A 22,850-nucleotide genomic window follows, 5' to 3' on the forward strand; every position below is an offset into this window, starting at 1 on the left:
CGACTTTATTAATATACCACAGATGAACTGGAATGTGCAAGTGTTTCTTTTTTCCAAGTTCCACCCGTTTCTACAGTGCCGAAGAACATCACACAGCTTTCGAACTTACATGCCTGTATGCTTGTTAAGCACTGCCACCAGCTCACCTTTCAAGCGGCGAGAAATAATATACCACGGCACATCTCTCTTTGTCAATACTTTTATCATATGACCCACAAGGGAAGCTTCCTCATATCACTGCAACCTTTAGCGCAATCAGCAAAATCAATCCCGGGACTCCCAGTACAGCCATCACCATAACAGATACCGGATTGATCGGAATCGTCAGATCGCCGAGCATTTGAGTCGTATTCAGCAGATATAGGGCAACTGCCGCAGCCAATGCATGGAACACAGCGTATCCAAGCAGTCGGCCCGAGGAACGCTTTTTCAACACCAATATGAACAGTGCCAACATGGAGACAACTAGCACGCCTAGCATCACATTGTGCATCTCACCCTGTCCCTCCCTTGCGAATGCGTTCTTCCTCCAAGTATTGGGCCCATTCGGCAAATCCGATTCTCAGCTTCCGCTGCTTTGCTTGGCGTATCAGCATCTCATATCTCTTTTCGGCCGCTTCCAGCGTATAGATGGCATAATCGATCTGGTCCTTGTCCACTGCTTCATTCATACGCTGCTCTGCCACTCGCCAATTATGCTCGGCATCCTTGATTTCCCTGTAAAGTGCCATGTCCTGCGAAACCGGCTGCCTTCGTTCAGGCTCCTGGCTCGCCGCTTGCCCGGGAAGCCAGCGCCATAAGTTGCGCAACCCCATTAACCGCACCCCATTTCTGCTATTGGACTTGTCCGCAATTATCATCAAGCAGTTGCAAAAACAAGCCTCAACACATACATATCGGGTTAAGCGGAAAAATAGAACCTTTTCCACTGTCATGACTGTATAAAATCGCAAAAAAAGCTTGCCCGATATCCCGGACAAGCTCAGCTTAAAACAATTCATCCTGCAACTATTCATATTTCCCTGCGGCCTTCAAGCGCTTTGGACAGCGTGACTTCGTCCGCATATTCCAAATCCCCGCCAACCGGAAGCCCATGCGCAATGCGCGTTACCCGCAATTCGAACGGCTTCACTAATCGGGAAAGGTACATGGCTGTAGCCTCTCCTTCAATATTGGGGTTCGTCGCCAGTATCAATTCCTGCACCCGTTCATCGGTAAGCCGATTCAGCAATTCGGATACGCGCAGCTCATCGGGTCCTATTCCTTCCATGGGTGAAATCGCCCCATGCAGCACATGATACTTGCCATTGTATTCCTTCATTCGTTCCATGGCGATCAGATCCTTGGGCTCCTGAACAACACAGATACAGGAAGGGTCCCGGGTTTTGTCCTGACATATCCGGCAAGGATCAGTATCCGTAATATTGCAGCATACAGAGCAATACAGCAAATTGCGCTTCACGCTAACCAGCGCTTTTGCAAATTCGACGACGTTCTCCTCATCCATACGCAGGACATGAAAGGCCAAGCGAGCCGCCGTCTTGCTGCCTATGCCCGGCAAGCGGGTAAATGAGTCTATCAGCTTCGCTATCGGTTCCGGGTAGTACAAGTGATACGCTCCTTTTGCCTGTTAATGAGAAATCAGATTAGAACAAGCCCGGAATATTCAAGCCGCCGGTATATTTGCCCATATCTTGATTAGCCAGCTCATCCGCCTGATTCAATGCATCGTTCACAGCAGTCAACACAAGGTCCTGAAGCATTTCCACATCATCCGGATCTACAGCCTCCGGCTTAATGGTTACGCTGATCAGCTTCTTATGACCGTTGGCCACTGCAGTGACCACACCGCCGCCAGCGGAGCCCTCGACCGTCTTGTTCCCGAGTTCCTCTTGGGCTTTCAGCATTTGCTCCTGCATTTTCTTCACTTGCTTCATCATCTGGTTCATCTGGCTATTGCCACGCATGTTCATCGTCCCTTTCATTCGTCATCTTTAATGGTGACCAGATCTTCCCCGAACAGTTCGATCGCTTCGTGAATCCAGGGCTCCTTAGGCTTGCCGGATTCGGGCAGGTCTTGAGGCTCCAGACGCAGCTCCTCTGCCTTAGGCTCCTGCTTTCGCCCATCGCCGCTTGCGGCAGGCCGGCTCAGCAAGGCTTCGTCCCAATCCTTGTGCAGGATAGTGTCCAGCCGCATCGGCTTGCCGTAGATTTCCGCGATCACCTGCTCGATGAGCTCTTTGTTCGCCGGTTTCTCTGTCGTGTCCCGGTGAATGGCATTTTTGAATGCCACCAGTACCGCATCCTCTGCGGCAGACACCGGCTCACCGTCAACGAGCCAAGCATGTACTGTAATCTTCCGGCTCTTCACCCCTTGAAGCACTTTGCTCCACTGAGGCAGCACTTGGGAGGCAGCCTTGATGGATGCTTCCTCCGTATACTTGGCCAGCTGTGCGTTCAAAGGTCGGCCAAGCGCAGCGGAAGCTGACTTGGTTGGACGCGGAGCAGCCCCGGGCCCGCTTCTGTCAGCCGCAAGTCCAGTCGGAGAACGCGATGTTCCTCCAGCGCCGGAGCCGCCAAGTGCTTCAAGCTTGCGCTCTAATAATTCTACTTTACGGGCGAGCGCCTGCCAACCCCCTGCCGAGGCCGCATCCCCCGCCGCAGCCTCAGCTTGGGCAGATGGGGGCGATGCTGGCACTTCGGCGGCGCTGCAAATTTTCAAGATGGCCATCTCGAACAGGATTTGCGGGCCGGAGGCATATTTCATCTCATGCTGGTAATGATTCAATGTATCGATGATGGCAAATAGGCCCTGTGTTTCGAAACGGTCAGCCAGCTCCTGAAATCGTCCCGGATCCAAAATCCGTTCCGTCATCTCCGCCGCACCAGGCACCAGCTTGAGCAACAGCAGATCGCGGAAGAAATAAATCAGGTTCTCCATGCACTTGTCCGGACTTCTGCCGTTCTGCATCATCTCATCAATGGTTCGCAATGCCGATGCGGCGTCCCGATCTGCCAATATACCGGCAAACCGCGCAAACTCATCCGCAGGAATGCCGCCGGTAACAGCGACGACCTGATCGTAGCCAATCGTAGTGCCGCAGAAAGAAACAACCTGATCCAACAGGCTGAGCGCATCCCGCATCCCCCCATCGGACAAGCGCGCAATGTATTGCAGCGCTTCGGCATCGGCCTGAATTTGCTCCTGCTCACAAACAAATGAAAGCAGCTTCACCTGCTCCATCAGATCGATTCGCTTGAAATCATACCGTTGGCATCGGGAGATGATCGTAGGAGGCAGCTTATTCGGCTCTGTCGTAGCCAGAATGAACATGACGTGCGCAGGCGGCTCCTCCAACGTCTTCAGCAGCGCATTGAACGCCTCTGTAGTCAGCATATGAACTTCGTCAATAATATAAACCTTCAGGCGAACTTCGGTAGGCGCGTATTTCACTTTATCGCGAATTTCACGAATCTCATCAACGCCGCGGTTCGAGGCAGCATCAATTTCCAACACATCCATGACCGTGCCATCGGCAATGCGCTTGCAGCTTTCACAATCATTGCACGGCTCATCCGCTGGAAATCGCTCGCAGTTCACCGCTTTGGCCATAATTCTAGCCGCACTGGTCTTGCCTGTCCCTCTCGGCCCGCAGAACAAATAGGCATGAGAAAACCGTTCTTCCCTTATGGAATTGCGCAATGTGCGGACAATGGCTTCCTGTCCGACCACATCCCGAAACGATTGAGGCCGCCAAGCGCGGTATAACGCAATATGTCTCATGTTTCAACTCCATGGGTGGGTCTTGTCGAACTTGTCCCTTCATTATACACCATCCCAGTAGTCAAAAAAACTAGGAGGTGCCGGCATACGGAATCGAGATGGTGAACGTTGTCCCGAATCCCTTGGAGGAAACGCGAAGCTGGCCGCCCGCATCATGAATAATTCTCTGGCATACAGCCAGCCCCAAGCCTGTGCCATTTTCCTTCGTAGTAAAAAAAGGATCGAAAATCTTGTCGATTACATAGCTGGGTATGCCAGGACCGGTGTCATGGATGTCCACATGGATAAACTGGTTGGCTTCATCCAGACGTTCGCGAATCGTCAGTGTCCCTCCTTCGGTCATGGCTTCAATGCCGTTTTTGCTCACATTAATGTACACTTGCTTCAATAGCTCTCGATCTGCCACAACTAGCGGCAGCTCCTCTTCCGCTTCATACTGCACGACAACATTATGCAGAATCGCTTCATTATTGATAATGGGCAGGATGTCACGAATGACAGAAGAGATGTCGACGGATGTATACTTATTGTCCTTCGGCTTGCTTAACAGCAAAAATTCGCTAACCAAATTATTAATGCGGTCAATTTCGTTCAGCATAATCTGCGTATATTCGTATTCCCTGCGCAAGCCATGCCCTTGCAGCGTCTTCTTCAACACTTGCAAAAAACCCTTGATTGAAGTTAGCGGATTGCGAATTTCATGTGCAGTTCCAGCCGCAATTTGTCCGATCATCGACAGCCGATCGCTTCGCTGCACCTGCTCTTCCAGAGATCGAAGGTTCGTGACATCTTTGAAAATAACGTAAGCGCCAATACGCTTGCCTGTTTCGTCATATAGCAGACTAGCGTCCAGAAGAAGCTCGTACCTTGTTTCGGCATTCGTCCAAGCAACAGCGTGATTGCGAACAACCACCCCTTCCAACAGGGAACGGGAAATGAGCTGATATTCCTCCGGCACTGCGGCAAACAGCGCGTCCATCGGCTGATTTAATGCAGTTCTGCGTTCCAGCCCCAATACCTGACAGGCAATCGGACTGATGTCTACCAGCTTGAAGGCGTCATTTAACAGCAGAACGCCCAAATTCGCGCTTTTGACGAAAGAGTCGGAAAATTGCCGCAGCAGATGGATATTCGGCGGAACCGTCGGCTCTTGTACCAGCAACGCATAATAGTACACATCGTTTCCAGTATCCTCGATCAGGCACACAGACGCCTGAACAACGAGTGTTTCACCATTTTTTTTGCGCAGGCAGAACGCGGACTCCTCTTCCTCGGATGTGGCCATTTCAAGGCGGGAGCGAACCTGGTTCCAAATCTGCCCGTCCATCGTAATCTCTGTATGCAGCGATTGCGCATCCCCTGGCGAATACCCAAGCAACTCCAACAGCTTGGTGCTGGCGGATACACAGGAGCCGTCTTCCCGAAAAATCAGCATAGACAAGCATGACTTCTCCTGCAACCAATGAACAAACCTGTCCATCGGAAAAGGCAAATGAATTTTTGCGTTTTCGGACAATGGCATCACCCCTTACAGCCTGGAACAAGTATTTTCCCCATTGCTTATTCTCTGGCATCGCGTCAATTTCCTCCAATAATCCGGCAAAGCCGAGAAGAATGCAACAAAAAAACACCATCCTTGTCTATGCGGGATCAAGAATGATGTTTTGGGGAATTCGTTGTAAGTTAACCCTGGTATGTAAGCCGTGCACCTGTTATCGATGATTGCGATCCAAGCGGCACTTTTGTCGTTAGCTCGGGCCAGGCTGCCCCCCGGCACATGGACCTTCTTGCTTACGGCTGCTTTCTTCCGAACCTGACCGGGTTCACAAGCGTCCATTGCGGAGGACCCGGCCGTCAACACTACGTGCAAACGCCAGCCTCACATCGGCAATACCTCTAACAGGAATTCAACCCCGCTACAGCGGATTGCGGGTTACAGGGCACCGCTACCTCCCCGTCTAGCACGGTAATGATTAGTATAGCGAAATACAGGGTAAATAGCAACCTGAGGGAAAAAGTTAACGGCAGCGCCAACCATTAGCTGCGCGCTTCACTGATCGTAGCCCTCGCTCTGGTTGCTGGTAACGAAAAAGTCATAGCGGGGAAGCATAAACTCCAATGCATGCATCGCTTCTTTCTCAATGTTCTCAATCTTCGTGCGCGAGTAGCCGTCCGGGATGTTCAGCCTCACCCGCACCGTGTCAGCTTCAATCCGTACCTGCGCGTCCCTCACGCCCTCAATTTCCCGAAGGGTTCCGCGTATCATTCGGATATCATCCCGATAAGTGTGGTAACCCGGATTGGTCGGATCGTTCGGATTGGTGCTGGTCAGTCCCAGATAGCCGTCATTGCGGTCATAATCCCGCGCATCGCCGGTTTCGTTGCCGCAGCCTGCTGCCAGAAGCAAGAGGCAGACCGCGAGCCATAAACGTCCATGATGCCTCCACACAGAGAAAACCCCCTTTAGCCAATAGGATGGCTGAAGGGGGAATCTGATATGCATGCTTGTATTACATGCCGTATTTCTTCTTGAACTTGTCTACGCGGCCGCCGGCATCCAGAAACTTCTGTTTCCCTGTAAAGAATGGATGGCAAACCGAGCAAATTTCCACGCGCAGATTTTCTTTAACCGAACCCGTCTCAAACGTATTGCCGCAAGCGCAAGTAGCGGTCGTTACGTGATATTTCGGCTGAATTTCCGTTTTCATCTTGCTTCACCTCTTTCCGCCCTGGATTCTAGGCAAATCCAGAGTAAAAATGACACAGTAAAAGAATTATAGCATGCGTCTACCTGCCTTGCAAGGTGAAATTCCAAGCCAGTCTTACACATGGTTTTTTCTCTGTCTGCTGTAAATATCGATCCAAACAGCCAGAATCAATATCGAGCCCTTCACGACAAATTGCCAGTAGCTGTCCAGATTCATAATACTCATGCCGTTGTCGAGACTAGCCATGACAAGCGCGCCGATTACTGCGCCGATTATTGTTCCAGCACCGCCCATCAAGCTTGTGCCGCCGATCACGCACGCGGCAATGGCATCCAGTTCCATCATTTCCCCGGCGCTGGTCGTCCCGGCATTCAAGCGCGATGTATAGATAATCCCGGCAATAGCTGCCAGCGTACCGTTCAACACAAACACCATCAGCAGCCTCTGCTTGATATTGATACCGGACAAGCGGGCAGCCTCCGGATTGCCGCCAAGCGCGTATACTTGTCTGCCGAATACCGTATGTTTGGCAATAAAGGTGAACACCAGTGCTAGCACGATTACGATAATAAAAGGCACCGGAATGCCCTGATACTGGTTCATGACAAGGACGAAAAGCAGAATCAACATGGCGGTCAGCACAACCTTGCCGGCATCGAGCATCATCGGATCGAGCTCAAACCCGTATTTGCGGCGCGCCCTGCGCTTGCGCAGCGTATTCAAGATAACGAACGCGACCGCTGCGCCTGCAAGCATATAGCCTAACACCGGCACAACATATTCCTGGCCGACATAACGAAGGGACGGATCAAGCGGGGCCACTGTCTGGCTGCGGCTGACCATCAAGAGGAGCCCTCGATAGATCAGCATACCGCCCAAAGTGACGATAAACGCGGGCACCGCACGGTAAGCCACCCACCACCCCTGGACAAATCCAATAACCGCACCGAGAAGCACAGTCACAAGAATGACCGGAATCGTGTTCCAGTCATACCAGACGTTCAGGACAGCTGCAACGCCGCCGGTGAAGCCCAGGATAGATCCAACAGACAAATCGATTTGCCCGGCTACTATAACCAAGACCATGCCAATAGCGAGAATAGCGGTGACCGACATTTGCAAAAATAAATTGGACAAGTTGCGCGGTGTCAGGAAGGCATCGCTCATGAAGGAAAATAGCAGCCATATCGCGATCAAGGCCGCAATCATGCTGTATGCGCGAATATCCATCTTGAACCAGATAATCTTGCGGGCAGGCCCGGTCGTTATTTTCGGTTTTGGCTCTGCACTCATGTTACTTCCCTCCTGTAGCAGCAGTCATAATACGTTCTTGCGTGGCCTCAGCATGATGGAACTCGCCGCGCATGCGCCCTTCGCCCAATACCAAGATGCGATGACTCATGCCAAGCACTTCCGGCAGCTCGGAAGAAATCATGATGATGGCCACGCCCTTCCTGACCAGCTCATTCATAATGGTATAAATTTCGTACTTGGCGCCTACATCAATGCCGCGTGTCGGCTCATCCAGAATCAACACCTTCGGTTCGGTCATGAGCCACTTCCCAATGACGACCTTCTGCTGATTGCCGCCGCTCAGCGTACCTACTATCGTCTCTACAGAGGGAGCTTTCACCCGCAGCGAACGGTGGTAATGCCAAGCTTCCTGCACCTCTCGATTCTCGTCAATGACACCGCCGGGAGAAAAACGGCCGAGGCTGGGCATGCTTATATTGTTCTGAATGCTCATTCCGAGCACCAGCCCGTCCTTCTTCCGGTCCTCGGAAACGAGTGCCATACCAGCCTGTATCGCTTGGCCCGTATTCTTGAACCGCACCGGCTTGCCGTCCAGCAGCACCTTGCCTTCTGCCTTGCCGGGATAGGCGCCGAACAAGCTCATCACCAGCTCGGTCCGGCCAGAACCCATCAGTCCGGCGATTCCCAGTATCTCCCCGCTTCGCGCCTCGAAGGAAACATCCTCCACCACTTTCACACCAGGAAGATCCTTGCTCCATATCGTGTAATTCTGAACCGATAGAACCGTACTTCCCGGAATAGCCTCGACGCGCGGAAAGCGCTCCTTGATTTCTCTGCCTACCATCAGGGAGATCACCTGGTCCTCTGACAACTCGGAGGCAGGCTTCGTGGCCACCGTTTGGCCATCTCTCAGCACCGTAATCGTATCCGCAATTTCAAAAACTTCATTCAACTTATGAGAAATATAAATGCACGTCACGCCGCGACTGCGGAAATCCTTCAGGATATTCAACAGAATTTCCACCTCATGCTCAGTCAGAGCAGCAGTTGGCTCATCCAAAATTAATATTTTCGCATGTTTGGAGAGCGCTTTGGCAATTTCCACAAGCTGCTGCTGGCCGATGCCCAATGTACCGGCAATCTGATCTGGCTTAATGCCTCGAAGTCCAACCTCCCTAAGCCAGCGCTCGCTTTCGCGATTAACCTCGTCCCACTGAATGATGCCAAATCGCCTCGGCTCGTTCCCCAGGAACAAATTCTCACTCACCTTCATTTGCCTGACTAAAGCCAGCTCCTGGTAAATGATCGCTATACCGGCCTGTTCCGCATCCTTAATATGCTGGAATTGCTGACGCACGCCATTCATATAAATTTCGCCTTCGAAGCTGTCTGCAGGATACAAGCCGCTCAGAATCTTCATAAGGGTCGATTTGCCAGCACCGTTCTCTCCGCACAACGCATGAATCTCCCCTTGATTCACCTGGAAAGTAACCTGATCCAGCGCTTTCACGCCCGGGAACGTCTTCGTAATATTCCTCATTTCCAACGCAATTGCAGCCATATGCTTTCCTCCAAGAGATGAATTCGTGAATTCGCGAGAGAAGGGGTGTCCGAGCTCGCCACAGACACCCCTTCCTTATGTGTGCTTCGAACTGCGCGTTACTCCACGTTCTTATATACATCCTCTCTGGAATGGAAGCCGTCTGCAATGATCGTATCGTCCATATTGTCCTTCGTGACTGCGATCGGATCGAGCAAAATCGAAGGCACATCGATCTTCGCATTATTGACTGTGTTGTCAGTTTCGATTTCTTCTCCCTTGGCCATCTTGACCGCCAATTCAGCGGAAGTGCGCGCCAGCTCGCGAATCGGCTTGTAAACAGTCATCGTCTGTGTACCTTCCACGATCCGCTGAGCGGCAGCCAGCTCCGCATCCTGTCCGGATACCGGGATTTTGCCTGCCAGTCCTTGAGCGGTCAATGCTTGAATAACGCCGCCTGCCGTGCCGTCATTGGCAGCTACCACAGCGTCGATGTCATTGTTGTTCGCTGTCAGCGCATTCTCCATGTTGGCCAAGGCGTTTGCCGGATTCCAATCCTTCGTCCACTGGTCATACACAATCTCGATTTCCCCTGCGTCGATCTTCGGCTGCAATATGTTAAAGGCTCCTTGCTTGAACAGATGCGCGTTATTGTCTGTATCTGATCCGCCAATGTACACATATTTGCCGGCAGGGGCAGCTTCGACGATTGCCTGGGCCTGCATCTCCCCAACGCGCTCATTGTCAAAGGATACGTAGAGATCCACATCAGAATTCTTAATCAGTCGGTCATACGACAACACTTTGATGCCAGCCGCATGGGCTTTCTCCACAATAGCTGCCGCGGCATCCGCGTTGTGCGGCACGACAACCAGGACGTCAACCCCTTGGCTGATCAGATTCTCGGCCTGGGCAATCTGCTTGGCGTCATCGCTATTCGCCGATTGCACATTAACCTCCGCACCAAGCTCCTTGGCCCGCTCGACGAACAAGTCCCGATCCCGCTCCCAACGTTCCTCCTGCAGCGTGTCGAGTGAGAAGCCGATCACAATCTTGTCGTCACCGCCGCCGCCGCTGCCGTTGCTGCTGCCGCCGGTGCTCGCGTTGCCGCCTCCGCATGCGGCGAGCATCAGGACCAAGACGGCAGTCCCAAGAACAATCCCCCACGTTTTCATTCGCATTTCCCTTCCCCTTTCGTTTCGTGTAATGGCTTATTACGATTCCACCTTATCATCGTTTTGGCTTCAGCTTGCCTTCGATCATCTGCACATTTTTGCAAACATCTTCACTTTTTTGATTTCCCTTAGGGATTATCTGCGAAAGCAGCCATACGCCGGAAGTCTGCTGCGGAACTCGATAAAAAAAGAGCCTAGCTCCCGCCAAACAGGCGGGCGCGATAGGCAGTGGGGGAGTTTCCGCATATTTTTTTGAATACGCGGGAGAAGTAGTTCGGGTTATGATAACCTACCTCAACAGCAATGGCCTTCAGACTCTTCTCCTTATCCAACATCAGCTGCTTGGCCTTCTCGATCCGGCAGGCAGTCAGGTAATCAATATAGTTCATGCCAAAGTGCTCCTTGAACAGCTTGCTGACATAATATGGACTGCGCTGGACGTGCCGGGCGATACTTTCCAAGGAGAGGTCTTTATGCGCATGGTCCATAATGTAAGACTTAAGATTGGCAAAGGCCTCCGGTTGCATGGCTTGCCTCTGCTCATCAGCCGATGCCAGCAAGCGCTCCAACAGTATGCTGGTAGCAGCCCGCAGCTGGGCATAGGTGGCCGATTGCGAAGCGAAATAAGGCTTATCCACATCGCTTCCTCTCTCTTGGAGGAGCCGCCACACGATAAGCAGCACGTCAAGCAGTCTCTGCTGCGCTTCCAGCAGGGCACGGCCACCGCACGCATAAGCATCGACAATCCGCAATACTTGCTGGCGAAGAATATCACGATTGTCGCAGCGCACTGCCTCCAAAACTTGCTTCTCCACTTCCAAATAAGAAGCTTCGTCAATGGAGGTATGCTTCAAATCTTCGTAAAAACAGTGCTTGGCCGGCAGACTGAGATCCGCTGATGCCAGCAGCGCTTCATGATACGATAGCCGAATATTATCCAGTTCATCCACCGGAGTGCCTATACCGACAAACAATGCGAAGTGAGGATGATTGTGCATGCGGTTCAGCAGCTTGCGCAGCATAAGCGCTGCTTGCGAACGATAGGATTGTCCGCCGCTCACCCCGCTTGGGTGCAGCAGGATTACGGGAATCTGCCGGGCGACCATTGGACCTACTCTCGCCTGTGCATGCATATGAATCACTTGCTTCAGGACGCGGTAACAGGCGCACTCTTCTTCCCTCCCCAAGCCTGCATCTTCCTGACGGGCGACCACAGTCAGGACAGCCACGGTATACTGAACAGACTGGTCAGCGCAGGGCAGCATCTCAGCCACATGCACTTCATGCACATGATCGAACAGGAGTTGGGTGACGAAATCGGCTTCAGCGATTGGCAGCAGCCTCTCCAGACGATCCCGCTCTTGCTCCCGCCGTCCCTCCTCCCTGCGTTCCTCCTGCAGTGCATCAACTACCGCACGCACGGTTTGTACAATATCTGCCGGCCTGGTCGGTTTGAGCAGGTAATCCTTCACTCCCAGTCGGATAGCCTGACGGGCATATTCGAAATCATCGTAAGCCGAAACCATGATGCATGTAACTCCCGGGCGCTTCCCCCGAATCCGCGCCAATGCTTCCAGCCCATCCATGCCAGGCATGCTGATATCCATCAGAATGAGATCAGGTTCAAGCAGTTCCGCCTGTTCCACGGCAATTCTCCCGCTCGGTGCCAAGCCAACTACCTTCACATCCGGCAGTCCTTCCTCAATGATTCGCTGCAAGGCCATTCGTTCTATATGCTCGTCATCCGCGATCAGCAGCTTGATCATGAAGCCCAGCCCCCTTCGGCAATTTCATCGTGAAGCAAGAACCAGTTTCAGAAGAGCTTGTAATCTGCATAATATCCTCCTGCCCATAGTACAGACGGAGCCTCTGAATCACGTTGCCCAGACCAATGCCCGTGGAATGCCCTTTGCCGCTGTCCACGCTTCTCCCCTGAAGCGCCTGTTGAATTGCGGCCTCCGGGATCCCGCTGCCTGTATCCCGCACCTGCACGCAAACCGCCTCCCCTTCATCCGCAACGTCTATTTCGATTGCTCCCCCTTCTTCAGAAGGTTCTATGGCATGAATGAAGGCATTTTCCACAAGCGGCTGAAGTGTCAAAGCAGGAATAACAAATGCTGAACAGCCAGGCTCAACCCGAACCTGATAAGTGACACGCTCGCCAAACCGCGCTTTCTGGATCGTCATGTATTCTTCGAGCACCTGCAGCTCCTCCTGTATCGTTACGGTCCCGTCAGATCGCCGCAAGTTATAGCGGAGCAAGTTGGAGACAGATGTAATGAGCTCACACGTTTCCGGCGCACCTTCAAGATAAGCTTTTTTAGACAAAATATTCAGTGAATTAAACAGGAAATGCGGATTAATCTGACTCTGCAGATGCCTCAGCTCGCTTTCCTTCAGCAGCAGCTTATGGGACTGCAAATCTTTCTCGACCTGCGCCTTGCTGCGAATCTCCTCAATATAATTGCGAATATCCTCTCTCATTCGGTCGAAAGTTCGCGCCAGAAACACCATTTCGTCACTGCCCTGCAAGGAGATCGGCTTATTGAAGTTCCCTCGTGAGATATCCTTCGCAGCGGAGGTGAGCTCGATAATCGGTCGGGTAATGCTGCGTGCAAAACGGAAGGAAAGCCAAAACAAAATCAGGGAGGACATCACCAATATCCATATGCCCAGCCGCATAACATATTCGCTCTGCTGGATGATCTCGCGGTAAACCTGCTCCGATGTAGTCAGCTCCGTACTGAAGAGGCGCATCGCCGAATCCTGCAAATACTGGGACAGCTTCTCCGCTTCCTCAAAGTGCTTGGCGTAATCTCCGTCTGCCCCGTCACGAACGATGGCGACAACCCGGTCCATCTCTTCACGCTGACTCTCGCTGACGTAGTAGTAGTTCGTCAATTCAATGCGGTTCCGGCTATGTCGCAGGCGATACAAGTTCTCTCTCCCTTGCTCGATCTGCTCGCGCAGCCGTTCATAGGAGCCGAGCATGTCTCCATGCGGCGCTTGCACATACCGATCGAGCTCGCCCATCGCGCTGCTGCTCAGCTGTGCCAGCCCGTTCATCAGCATGTAGCGGCTCAGAATTTCGTTGTACTTGTTGATCGATTGCTGCGTATAAGCATTCATCAGGAGCCAAATTGCCGCCATGATGATCCATACAAGTACGGACAGAAGCACTATTTGATTCTGTATGCGCCTCATGCTACATCGCTTCCCCATCTGTAATGAGCTCGAACGGAGTGTGGTACACGTCCGGCAGCGGAATATGAACGCCTTCCAGCCAACGCAGCATCAATTCGACACTCTTGCGGCCCATTTCCTCCGGATTTTGTATGACTGCACCGTCCGCCGTGCCGTCCCGGACGAGAGAGACCGTTTCCATATTGTCATCAAAAAAATAAATTCCGTACGGCTCAATCCGTGCCCTGCGCTTAATCGCTTCCACAATCTTTTCCCCCGATTCCGAACTGAGCCCGATGAACACCTTGCAATCTGGATGTTCATTCAACAACGCTCGGATGCCCGCCATCACATCCTGTTCGGCATCCAGCTCTTCCGGCCGATTCTCGATCACCTCGAACTCTGGATACTGCTCCAGGACCTGACGCAAGCCTTCCAGCCTCAACGCCTGGTTGCTAACATTGGTGCGGCCCATAATGATGCCTAGCTTCCCATACCCGTTCATTTGTGCAGCAACATGTTCGCCCATGCGTACCCCTTCCTGGAAATGGTCGGATCCGACATATGTCTTGCGCAATGCTTCCGGTCCGGCAGGCATGTCGCTGGCAGCGGTAATAACCGGAATGCCCGCCGCCGAGGCTTTCAGCAGTATGAGTCGGCTGAAATCCGGATGAGCTACCGCCTGCACGATAATCCCGTCCACATTCGAGGCAATGGCGATCTCCATGTTTTTGATCATCTCTTCGCTATTCGGACGAAGCGTCCCCCAGAATTCCAGATCTACCCCGTGCTGCTCAGCCACAGGGAACGCACCTTGCTTGAAGATGCTCCAGAAGGGATTTCCGATTTCCTCGCCGATTACGACTATCCGATACGGTGCCGGTCCCGCCACATCCTGCTGATAAATGCCCGAAATTATTTTGTGGCCTTGATATACCTGATAGCTGTAGTATACAGAGAAGCCAAGAGCCACTATAAAAAGACTGAACCCCATGAACCAGATCGTTGCTCTCTTCATTCCTCCACACCCTTTTTCATGAAAGCGCTTTATTGTATTAGTTTAGCACAACCTCATTTGAGTGGGGAACGATTGTTGGAATCGCTCTCGGGCTGCTGTCGGGGGTTGGGAGGTATCTTCCATGCAGAGGGCAAGGGTATGTGTTCTGGCCGCTGTTGAAGCAGGGTTCGATGCTAATCTTCCGGAAAATGATACTGGATTTTTTTCTTTCACTCTATTATTGATTTTCCATACTATTCCTCTTAAAATGTATTCTGTAATAGATAGAAAACTTCTCAATTCATTGGCGTTGTCTCGAAAAAACGATGAAATCCCGCCGATGTACGGTGAGGAGGCCTTGAGCGAGAGGATGATGCAAGCATAGGTTGCGAGTGAAACAGCCCTTGTGTTTTTTTTCGTGTTCAATTTTTATTGGGAGAGTGATAGTTTCTATGCGTTACCCAAAACTGCGTCAAGCGTTCCTTTTATTTGTGGCAATAGTCATGATGGCGTGCGTGGTTCCGGCCAATAGCGGACTGGCGGCATCTGCTGCACTGAGTCACGATGTCCAGCTGCCGTTCCCCCCTTATCCCGGCACGAATGATTCCATGAGCATTGCGGGTTTTAAGCGGGATGCCCAAGGCAAAAGCCATGTGCTCTATCAGCAGCAATATAAAGGCATCCCGGTATACGGGAAGTATGCCTATGTGCACAAGAATGCCGCTAATCAAATTTACGCGGCCACCGACAAGTTCGACGATGCGCTCAACGGCTTGGAGCTTGATGTCACGCCTGTTCTGACTGGCGAGGAAGCCATTGCTGTGCTCGGCTTGTTTCTGGAGGAACGTCATGGCCAGCCCGTGCAGTTCGGCACGGGTCAAGAATCCTTCCCGATTGCCCCGCCTGCTGCCGAGCTTGTTGTTTATCCGTATGACGATCGCTATTATTTGGCTTATCAAGTAGAAGCTGATTATATGGTTCCCTCCATCGGCAGTTGGATCGCCTTCGTGGATGCGAAGGACGGTCGCTTGATTCATGCAATTAATAAAACGAGGCATGCCGTCTCTCCCGTTGAGGGATCAGGTACAGGCACCTTCGGCGTGCTGCCGCTGCAGGTAAGCCGGGATCACACGGACGGACGCTACTATACGCTTGATGCCTCACGCGCTATGTATGATGGCGCGCCTATCGATCTGGAGCGCTATCTGGATCTCAGCTCGGGAGCGCTGGAAGAACAGGGCTTGATTATTACGATGGACTACGCGTCCCTGAACGCGGAGTACGGCAACTCTGCTTATATCCTTAAGCCCATCTCTAGCGAAACGAGCCATGGCTTCACCGACACCCATGCCGTCGATGCCCATTACTGGACTGGCGAAGTTTATGAGTTTTACAGAGATCAGTTCGGTCGTGACAGTATTGATGACGAAGGAATGGATTTATATTCTTTCGTACATGTCGTCGATATCGACTTGAGCACCGGACGAGAGATTCCTCTCGACAATGCCTTCTGGGCATTGGGCGCGATGTGGTACGGGGACGGCGGAGAAGGCAGCGATGCTCTGTTCAATTGCCTCTCTTGCGCGAACGATATCGTTGCGCACGAATTGACACATGGGGTCATCGAGCACACGGCCAACCTGCTCTATGAAAACCAGTCGGGCGCCTTGAACGAATCGATCGCGGACATTATGGCGGTTGTGTTCGATGCCGACGACTGGACGATTGGCGAGGATGCAGGGACTGTGCCACTGCGGGATTTGGCCAATCCTCACCGTGGCCTGCAATGGCAGCCGAAGCATATGAATGAATATGTCTACCTGCCGAACACAGAAGCCGGTGATTACGGAGGCGTGCATATCAACAGCGGCATTCCGAACCATGCCGCTTACCTGATGGCTACCCATCTGGAAGACGCGGACTTCGATGGCCGCTACTTGTTGGGACAGCTCACTTACCGGGCATTGACCACTTATTTGCATCCAGCCTCTGATTTCATGGACGCCCGCTTTGCCTATCTGCAAGCCGTCGACTATCTGTCTCTGACGCAACAGGAAAAAGAGGAAGTCAGAAGCATCGTGAAGCGTGCTTGGGATGCTGTCGGTGTGACATTAAGTCCTGACAGCTACATGTTCATGTATGATCACTACTACAATGAAGAGAATGGGGCCTTTCCGGTATTTTTCAACGCGTCCGTAACGGCATCTGTTTACTTCAACCAAATCGCGCTGACCAGCTTGAACGGCTCGGTGCCGACCCAAACTGCTCTTGATGGGGATGCGCTGCTCATTCAACCAACCGCCCCATTGTCACACGGTGTGTCTTACAATGTTCACATTCCTGCTGACGCACTCAAGGATAAGTTGGGCGATGCGCTGCCGAATCCGCATGCCATTACCTTTACAGCAGACAAAGTCGGGCCAAGCTGGGCCAACAATGCACTCGCCTCATCAGATGTGACAACTTCCGGCTTCCGCCTTACTTGGCCGCATGCTGTCGATGATCACACCCTTGCGGGCTATGCGGTTTACTTGAACGGCCGGAAGTGGAACGACTATTCGCCGGATGTGAACGGCGTTACGTTCCGTGGACTGAATGCGAACACGACCTACGATGTGCGCGTGACGGCCTATGATGCTGCAGGCAACGGGACTTCCCGAACGACCTCGGTGAAGACGCTCGCCATTCCTGGCGGCGGCTTCGGAGGCGGCCCTGGCGGCGGATTCTTTGGCGGCGGTTTCCCAACCACTGACAACAATGAGTCGGAAGAAAACAGCAAAACGATCATCACCGTGAAGCCGGACGAACGACGCATACAAGATGCCATTGACGGCGATGCCGAGGTGATCATAATTGACGCCAAGGCGGAGGCTGGAGTAAATGGCGTGATCGTCGAGCTGTCTGCCGAATTGGTGAAACAGGCCAACGCCAAGCAGAAAGCATGGCGCATTGAAACGAACGATGCCACGTATACGTTCGAACCAGGCTTTGTGGCGGACAGCCGGTTAAGCGGTACATTAGTGTTTACTATCTTGGATGCTACATCAGACGGAGCCTTGAACAATAGACCGGAAGGGACCGCTGCCGTAGCACCGGTTATCGATCTGAAGCTGCAGATCAATGAACAAGCCGTGTCATCGTTCCTGAAGCCTGTGAAGATCGCTATGCATGTGCGCGCTCAAACAAGCGAACTGCATAAGCTCGGTGCATACTATTACAATGAGCGGCAAAGAAGCTGGGCGTATATCGGCGGCAAGGTTAGCGCAAATGGGCGCACAGTGCAATTTGAGACCGACCATTTCTCCCAGTTTACTGTCTTTGCTTACCATAAGCTTTTCAAGGACGTGCAGGGACACTGGGCGCAAATTGATATAGAAACGATGGCCGCCCGCCATATTGCACAAGGGGTAACTGCCGACAGCTTTGCTCCAAACACGCCGATCACCCGCGCTGAGTTCACTGCATTGCTGGTGCGAACGCTGCAGCTCGAAGAGCGGTCGGACAAACAATTTGCCGATGTGCCATCAGGCAGCTGGTACGCGGAAGCCGTCAATCGAGCATTCACCGCCGGCATTGTGAACGGAGTGGATCAGGATCACTTTGCGCCAAGCACGCGCATTACCCGTGAACAAATGGCCGTGATGATTGTCCAGGCATACGCCAAAGCGAAGGGTGTAGATGCAGCAAATCTGCAGACCGCGGTGAACGCTGCACAATTCGCTGATATCGAGGCGGCCAGCGAATGGGCGAAGTCGGCGATCGGATCTGCGGCCTCCTTGGGGCTGATCAGCGGAAGACCTGACGGGAGCTTTGATCCGAAGGCGAACGCTTCCCGAGCCGAAGCGATTTCCATGATCAAGCGGTTGCTGGATTTGATCGACTAGGTTCATTAACTGTCTCGACAGGTGAAGAGATAAAAAGAGCGGAGGCGCAGGCCCCCGCTCTTTTTATCTTGCTATGTTCGTGCAATCACTATTAAGCAAATTTTCTAACGCCTAAGCTTATAAAATCGTTGTCATGTTGCAATTCCCGCTATTTTGATCCCAGACCAAGAAAAAACTGCCCCTTCGTCAAATCCTTCGACGGTGGGCAGTTTGCTCGCACGATTTATCGGGAAGCGGCGGGACGCTTCCGTCTGCGCTGTGCCAGCGGCGGCACATGCGTGTACGAACCAATGACGACATCCGGAAGCTCTGCCCGGAAGATCTCCAGCATCTGCTTCATGCCATACAGCTCGCCTTGCGGCTTTGGAATCAGATTCAAGTAGCTTTCCGGGTCAATATTCAAGTTCCGCATCTGAATCAACTTCAGCCCCGTACGCTTGACGAATTCCAGCATGGCCTCAATTTCTTCCTCCCGATCTGTGACACCGGGAAAGATCAAGTAGTTGATCGAGGTATAGACCCCTTGCTCAGCCGCATAAATCAGGCTGCGTTCCACATTCGCCAACGTATAGCCGCGCGGCATATAGTATGCGTTGTAATGCTCGTCCAACGCACTGATCGTGCTCACGCGCATCAAGTCCAGCCCGGCATCTACAATCCCTTTGATATGGTCGGTCAAGCCCGCATTGGTGTTAATGTTGATATAGCCGTTGTCCGTCTGCTCCCGCACCCGGCGAATCGCCTCGATGATCGTGGGTGCCTGAGTAGAAGGCTCCCCTTCACAGCCCTGGCCGAAGCTGATGATCGCCTCCGGCTCCTTCAGCTGCTCCAGCATAATTTCGACCACTTCTTCCACACTGGGCCGGAATTTCAGACGCGTTTGCGGAGCAACGAAAGCCCGCTCCTCTGGCTGCTCGGAAATACACCCGAAACAGCCGGCATTACAGGAGAAGGACACCGGCACGGCTCCCTCCAGCCGCTGCAGGAACGTATTCGAAGCGGTAAGGCATTCATAGGACAAAGCGCAGTGCGACAAATGCTCATAGAGACGATTGTCCGGATAGCGCGCTTTAAGCTGATCCACCTTCGCATTCAGCTCGTCCACATCGCAGTTCCTTGGATTCCACGGCTCCGGATCATCCGTCGGATCGGCTGCCACATAAAACTGGCCGTCCTTCCAAGCAACCGCCGTATAGCCAAACAATGGAAGCACCGCCTCCTTGTCCGCCTTCACATATGCGGGCAAATACAAGCGGGTGAAGCCCTGCGGCATTAACGCCCCTACCGCTGTGCATTCCTCCGGCAAGAGCGCCATGCTTTCGCTGTCTGCTTGCAAGCCCACAGCCCGTGTGCCCGGCAAGCTGACCAAGGTCGCGCCTTCCGGAAGCGGAATCCATTCCTCCGGGACGAGCTCGGTGAGCATCTCGCCGCCACGGCCTAGTGCAAGATATTGCTCATGTTCGAAGACATTTCCTTGTGGATCTGCATAAACCGCGTACATGCTCGCTTTCTTCCTTTCTTGCTTTCGAGGTTGGCCCAAGCCGTCTGAGGCTCTGCCGTTCCTCAATTATTGCATATCCATTACGATTGGGTAATGGTGCTGCGCGGACGACGCGTGGTGCTTGGGGCGGTCGAGTCCAGCGATGCCAGAAATTCATCATTCGTCTTCGTTTCTCTCAGCTTCTTCAGAAGCGCTTCCGTTACATCCGGCGAATCGTTCATCGTCTTGCGAAGCGCCCAGATCTTATCCAGCTGCTCCTTGCTAAGCAGCAGCTCCTCCCGCCGCGTACCTGATCGGCGTATATCGATTGCCGGGAAGACACGACGCTCGGCCAGCCTGCGATCGAGATGCAGCTCCATATTGCCCGTTCCCTTAAATTCCTCATAAATGACATCGTCCATACGCGATCCGGTCTCAACCAGCGCAGTGGCCAGGATGGTCAGACTTCCGCCCTCTTCCACATTTCGAGCTGCGCCGAAAAAGCGCTTCGGCCGATGGAAGGCTGCCGGATCAATGCCCCCGGATAAGGTTCGTCCTGATGGCGGAATAACCAAATTGTAAGCCCGAGCCAATCTTGTAATGCTGTCCAGCAAAATGACAACTTCCTTCTTATGCTCCACCAGACGCATCGCTCTTTCCAGCACAAGCTCCGCGACCTTGATATGATTCTCCGGCAGCTCATCGAAGGTCGAAGCAATGACTTCCCCTTTAACCGAACGCTGCATATCCGTGACTTCCTCCGGCCGTTCATCAATCAGCAGCACGAATAGCTCAATATCCGGATAGTTGGTCGAGATGCTGTTGGCAATTTGCTTCAACAGCAGCGTCTTGCCCGCTTTAGGCGGCGCAACTATTAATCCGCGTTGCCCTAATCCTACTGGAGATAATAAATCCATGGTTCGTGTTGCCAGGTGAGTTGGGGAAGTTTCCAAGATGAGTTTGGTTTGCGGAAATAGAGGAGTCAATGCGGGAAAATGAAGCCGTTCTGCGGCCTTGTTCGGATTTTCGCCATTGACTGCCTCTACATGGAGGAGTCCGAAATATCGTTCATTTTCCTTCGGCGGCCTGCATTTGCCTGATACCAAGTCACCTGTCCGCAAATCGAATTTGCGAATTTGCGAGGCTGAAATATAAATATCCTCCGAGCTAGGCAAATAATTAATGGGCCTCAAAAAGCCAAAGCCCTCCGGCAAGATTTCAAGAACACCTTGCATAAACATAAATCCGCTTTCTTCCGCTTGTGCCCGCAGGATCGCGAAGATTAGCTCTTTTTTCTTCATTTGGCCGTAGTAGGCTATTTGATACTGTTTGGCCAATGCATAAAGCTCCGTCAGTTTCAGCCCTTCCAATTGGGCTAAATTCATTTCCATATCGTGTACCACCCACGTTATTCAATTTCGTATCGCTTCTATTACTCTATATCTCTATGCCTTCCCTTTTTGAAGGCAGTTCATTCACTCTCGCCAAACTTCCGCTCCTAACGCGGACAAGTTCTCTACTATACGGTCGTATCCGCGGTCTATAAACTCAACCCCCGTTACCTCCGTAACCCCTTCCTTCGCCGTTAATGCCGCAATGATTAACGAAGCCCCTGCCCGAAGATCGCTAGCCTTCACCTTTGCCGGGTGCAGCTCGGCATGCTCAATAATCGCCGAACGCCCTTCTACCTTGATTTTTGCGCCCATTCGGTTTAATTCAGGGATATGCTTAAAGCGATTGCTGTATACCTGATCGGTTAGAATGCTAACCCCTCTGGCTTGCGTTAGCAGACTGGTCATCGGCGATTGCAAATCAGTCGCAAATCCGGGATACACGAGCGCCTTGACATCGACACTCTGATACTCCGGTTGACCCACTACGCGAATCGCTTCATCCATTTCATAAATATGAACGCCCATTTCTTGCATTTTTGCGGTTAGTGCTTCCATATGCTTCGGAATAATGTTATCAATGAGGACATCGCCTTTTGTGGCAGCTGCAGCTATCATATACGTACCTGCTTGAATGCGATCAGGGATGATGGAATGCCTGCAGCCATGCATCGATTCCACGCCTTCAATCCGGATCGTTTCTGTACCAGCCCCCTTGATCTTCGCTCCCATGGAGCTGAGGAGAGTGGCAACATCGATGATTTCCGGTTCTTTCGCTGCATTTTCAATGACGGTTGTGCCTTTGGCGCGTGCGGCAGCCAACATAATATTAATGGTTGCGCCTACACTGACAACATCCAGATAAATCTTGGCGCCACGCAGTTCCTTCGCCCGAAGGTGAAGTGCGCCATTCTCGTTCGTAACAACTGCGCCCAGCGCCTCGAATCCCTTTATATGCTGATCGATTGGCCTTGGCTCGAAGTTGCAGCCTCCGGGCATGCCGATATGCGCCTCACCGAAACGGCCCAGTAACGCCCCCATCAAATAATAAGACGCCCGAAGCTTCTTGACATTCCCGTTAGGCATAGGGACCGAACGAATATGTGTCGGGTCAATGCTCAGTTCGTCCCCATTCCAATCTACGGAGCAGCCCAGCTCTTGCAATAATTCGCAGTAGATGGCAACATCACTTAGCGCTGGCAAATTGTCCAAGGTCACCGGGGTTTCCGATAATACGGCTGCCGGAATTAGCGCAATCGCGCTGTTTTTGGCGCCGCTTATCTGCACAGTCCCGCGAAGAGGACGGCCTCCGGCAATCATCAGTTTCTCCATAGCTATCCTATTCCCTCCGTCGTGCTGCATAACATAAAAGATCCCACGAAAGTGAAGCGTTGCTCCGAAGCCATCTCAAATACTTTCGCGGGGCCCGATTGAACCGAACCCGAAAGTGAAGC

19 protein-coding genes and 1 other RNA gene are annotated in these 22,850 nt (G+C 52.4%); 2 read left to right on the plus strand and 18 right to left on the minus strand.

Annotated elements, in window-relative coordinates:
- Positions 1–229 precede the first annotated feature (229 nt).
- The 15 genes from XYCOK13_RS20490 to XYCOK13_RS20560 all read right to left on the minus strand — a co-directional run bounded on the left by XYCOK13_RS20490 (position 230) and on the right by XYCOK13_RS20560 (position 14,662).
- Positions 230–493 (minus strand): pro-sigmaK processing inhibitor BofA family protein, encoded by a 264-nt coding sequence (locus XYCOK13_RS20490; RefSeq protein ID WP_213414115.1) that lies wholly within the window; start codon positions 491–493, stop codon positions 230–232.
- Position 494: 1 nt separating this feature from the next.
- Complete coding sequence (locus tag XYCOK13_RS20495) at positions 495–815, minus strand: DUF2508 family protein (protein WP_244865294.1); 321 nt, start codon at positions 813–815, stop codon at positions 495–497.
- 197 nt (positions 816–1,012) lie between these two features.
- On the minus strand, positions 1,013–1,609 hold the full coding sequence (gene recR, locus XYCOK13_RS20500; RefSeq protein ID WP_213414116.1) for a recombination mediator RecR: 597 nt from the start codon (positions 1,607–1,609) through the stop codon (positions 1,013–1,015).
- 37 nt (positions 1,610–1,646) lie between these two features.
- Positions 1,647–1,967 (minus strand): YbaB/EbfC family nucleoid-associated protein, encoded by a 321-nt coding sequence (locus XYCOK13_RS20505; RefSeq protein ID WP_213414117.1) that lies wholly within the window; start codon positions 1,965–1,967, stop codon positions 1,647–1,649.
- 14 nt (positions 1,968–1,981) lie between these two features.
- Entirely contained in the window at positions 1,982–3,784 is a 1,803-nt protein-coding gene (dnaX, locus tag XYCOK13_RS20510; RefSeq protein ID WP_213414118.1) for a DNA polymerase III subunit gamma/tau, read from the minus strand.
- A 70-nt stretch (positions 3,785–3,854) separates the two neighbouring features.
- Positions 3,855–5,225: an ATP-binding protein gene (locus XYCOK13_RS20515; protein WP_244865295.1), complete on the minus strand. Its 1,371-nt coding sequence runs from the start codon at positions 5,223–5,225 to the stop codon at positions 3,855–3,857.
- 260 nt (positions 5,226–5,485) lie between these two features.
- An RNA gene (gene ffs, locus XYCOK13_RS20520) (signal recognition particle sRNA large type) lies at positions 5,486–5,751 on the minus strand.
- 83 nt (positions 5,752–5,834) lie between these two features.
- Positions 5,835–6,233 carry a hypothetical protein gene (locus XYCOK13_RS20525; RefSeq protein WP_213414119.1) on the minus strand — a complete coding sequence of 133 codons (399 nt, stop codon included), beginning with the start codon at positions 6,231–6,233 and terminating at the stop codon, positions 5,835–5,837.
- Positions 6,234–6,294: 61 nt separating this feature from the next.
- Complete coding sequence (gene rpmE, locus XYCOK13_RS20530; protein WP_213414120.1) at positions 6,295–6,492, minus strand: 50S ribosomal protein L31; 198 nt, start codon at positions 6,490–6,492, stop codon at positions 6,295–6,297.
- 114 nt (positions 6,493–6,606) lie between these two features.
- Positions 6,607–7,785: a sugar ABC transporter permease gene (locus XYCOK13_RS20535; RefSeq protein ID WP_213414121.1), complete on the minus strand. Its 1,179-nt coding sequence runs from the start codon at positions 7,783–7,785 to the stop codon at positions 6,607–6,609.
- Between the two features lies 1 nt (position 7,786).
- The gene (locus XYCOK13_RS20540; protein ID WP_213414122.1) at positions 7,787–9,307 is read right to left on the minus strand and encodes a xylose ABC transporter ATP-binding protein; all 1,521 of its coding nucleotides are present in this window, start codon (positions 9,305–9,307) and stop codon (positions 7,787–7,789) included.
- A gap of 98 nt (positions 9,308–9,405) precedes the next feature.
- On the minus strand, positions 9,406–10,461 hold the full coding sequence (gene xylF, locus XYCOK13_RS20545; protein ID WP_213414133.1) for a D-xylose ABC transporter substrate-binding protein: 1,056 nt from the start codon (positions 10,459–10,461) through the stop codon (positions 9,406–9,408).
- A gap of 194 nt (positions 10,462–10,655) precedes the next feature.
- Complete coding sequence (locus tag XYCOK13_RS20550) at positions 10,656–12,227, minus strand: response regulator (RefSeq protein ID WP_213414123.1); 1,572 nt, start codon at positions 12,225–12,227, stop codon at positions 10,656–10,658.
- Positions 12,202–13,665: a sensor histidine kinase gene (locus XYCOK13_RS20555; protein ID WP_213414124.1), complete on the minus strand. Its 1,464-nt coding sequence runs from the start codon at positions 13,663–13,665 to the stop codon at positions 12,202–12,204. Before XYCOK13_RS20555 ends, XYCOK13_RS20550 begins: the two co-directional genes overlap by 26 nt.
- Before the next feature lies 1 nt (position 13,666).
- Positions 13,667–14,662 carry a substrate-binding domain-containing protein gene (locus tag XYCOK13_RS20560; protein WP_213414125.1) on the minus strand — a complete coding sequence of 332 codons (996 nt, stop codon included), beginning with the start codon at positions 14,660–14,662 and terminating at the stop codon, positions 13,667–13,669.
- Positions 14,663–14,783: 121 nt separating this feature from the next.
- On the opposite strand from XYCOK13_RS20560, the gene XYCOK13_RS20565 reads away from it, so the two are divergent.
- Positions 14,784–15,026: a hypothetical protein gene (locus XYCOK13_RS20565; RefSeq protein WP_213414126.1), complete on the plus strand. Its 243-nt coding sequence runs from the start codon at positions 14,784–14,786 to the stop codon at positions 15,024–15,026.
- Between the two features lie 67 nt (positions 15,027–15,093).
- The gene (locus XYCOK13_RS20570) at positions 15,094–18,525 is read left to right on the plus strand and encodes an S-layer homology domain-containing protein (protein ID WP_213414127.1); all 3,432 of its coding nucleotides are present in this window, start codon (positions 15,094–15,096) and stop codon (positions 18,523–18,525) included.
- Positions 18,526–18,748: 223 nt separating this feature from the next.
- On the opposite strand, the gene XYCOK13_RS20575 is transcribed toward XYCOK13_RS20570, so the two are convergent.
- The 3 genes from XYCOK13_RS20575 to murA all read right to left on the minus strand — a co-directional run bounded on the left by XYCOK13_RS20575 (position 18,749) and on the right by murA (position 22,728).
- Positions 18,749–20,026, minus strand: a complete 1,278-nt coding sequence (locus XYCOK13_RS20575; protein ID WP_213414128.1) for a radical SAM family protein — start codon at positions 20,024–20,026, stop codon at positions 18,749–18,751.
- Positions 20,027–20,106: 80 nt separating this feature from the next.
- Positions 20,107–21,396: a transcription termination factor Rho gene (gene rho, locus XYCOK13_RS20580; protein ID WP_213414129.1), complete on the minus strand. Its 1,290-nt coding sequence runs from the start codon at positions 21,394–21,396 to the stop codon at positions 20,107–20,109.
- 84 nt (positions 21,397–21,480) lie between these two features.
- Positions 21,481–22,728 carry a UDP-N-acetylglucosamine 1-carboxyvinyltransferase gene (gene murA, locus XYCOK13_RS20585; protein WP_213414130.1) on the minus strand — a complete coding sequence of 416 codons (1,248 nt, stop codon included), beginning with the start codon at positions 22,726–22,728 and terminating at the stop codon, positions 21,481–21,483.
- Positions 22,729–22,850 lie beyond the last annotated feature (122 nt).

Origin of the sequence: Xylanibacillus composti (assembly GCF_018403685.1) — a bacterium.
GTDB classification, from domain to species: Bacteria; Bacillota; Bacilli; order Paenibacillales; family K13; genus Xylanibacillus; species Xylanibacillus composti.

Bases quoted from the DNA above. Each gene is read 5' to 3' on its own strand.
- XYCOK13_RS20490 (WP_213414115.1), bottom strand. From the start codon at position 493: ATGCACAATGTGATGCTAGGCGTGCTAGTTGTCTCCATGTTGGCACTG.
- XYCOK13_RS20495 (WP_244865294.1), bottom strand. From the start codon at position 815: ATGGGGTTGCGCAACTTATGGCGCTGGCTTCCCGGGCAAGCGGCGAGC.
- XYCOK13_RS20505 (WP_213414117.1), bottom strand. From the start codon at position 1,967: ATGCGTGGCAATAGCCAGATGAACCAGATGATGAAGCAAGTGAAGAAA.
- dnaX (WP_213414118.1), bottom strand. From the start codon at position 3,784: ATGAGACATATTGCGTTATACCGCGCTTGGCGGCCTCAATCGTTTCGG.
- rpmE (WP_213414120.1), bottom strand. From the start codon at position 6,492: ATGAAAACGGAAATTCAGCCGAAATATCACGTAACGACCGCTACTTGC.
- XYCOK13_RS20535 (WP_213414121.1), bottom strand. From the start codon at position 7,785: ATGAGTGCAGAGCCAAAACCGAAAATAACGACCGGGCCTGCCCGCAAG.
- XYCOK13_RS20540 (WP_213414122.1), bottom strand. From the start codon at position 9,307: ATGGCTGCAATTGCGTTGGAAATGAGGAATATTACGAAGACGTTCCCG.
- xylF (WP_213414133.1), bottom strand. From the start codon at position 10,461: ATGAAAACGTGGGGGATTGTTCTTGGGACTGCCGTCTTGGTCCTGATG.
- XYCOK13_RS20550 (WP_213414123.1), bottom strand. From the start codon at position 12,227: ATGATCAAGCTGCTGATCGCGGATGACGAGCATATAGAACGAATGGCC.
- XYCOK13_RS20555 (WP_213414124.1), bottom strand. From the start codon at position 13,665: ATGAGGCGCATACAGAATCAAATAGTGCTTCTGTCCGTACTTGTATGG.
- XYCOK13_RS20560 (WP_213414125.1), bottom strand. From the start codon at position 14,662: ATGAAGAGAGCAACGATCTGGTTCATGGGGTTCAGTCTTTTTATAGTG.
- XYCOK13_RS20565 (WP_213414126.1), top strand. From the start codon at position 14,784: ATGCAGAGGGCAAGGGTATGTGTTCTGGCCGCTGTTGAAGCAGGGTTC.
- XYCOK13_RS20570 (WP_213414127.1), top strand. From the start codon at position 15,094: ATGCGTTACCCAAAACTGCGTCAAGCGTTCCTTTTATTTGTGGCAATA.
- XYCOK13_RS20575 (WP_213414128.1), bottom strand. From the start codon at position 20,026: ATGTACGCGGTTTATGCAGATCCACAAGGAAATGTCTTCGAACATGAG.
- rho (WP_213414129.1), bottom strand. From the start codon at position 21,396: ATGGAAATGAATTTAGCCCAATTGGAAGGGCTGAAACTGACGGAGCTT.
- murA (WP_213414130.1), bottom strand. From the start codon at position 22,728: ATGGAGAAACTGATGATTGCCGGAGGCCGTCCTCTTCGCGGGACTGTG.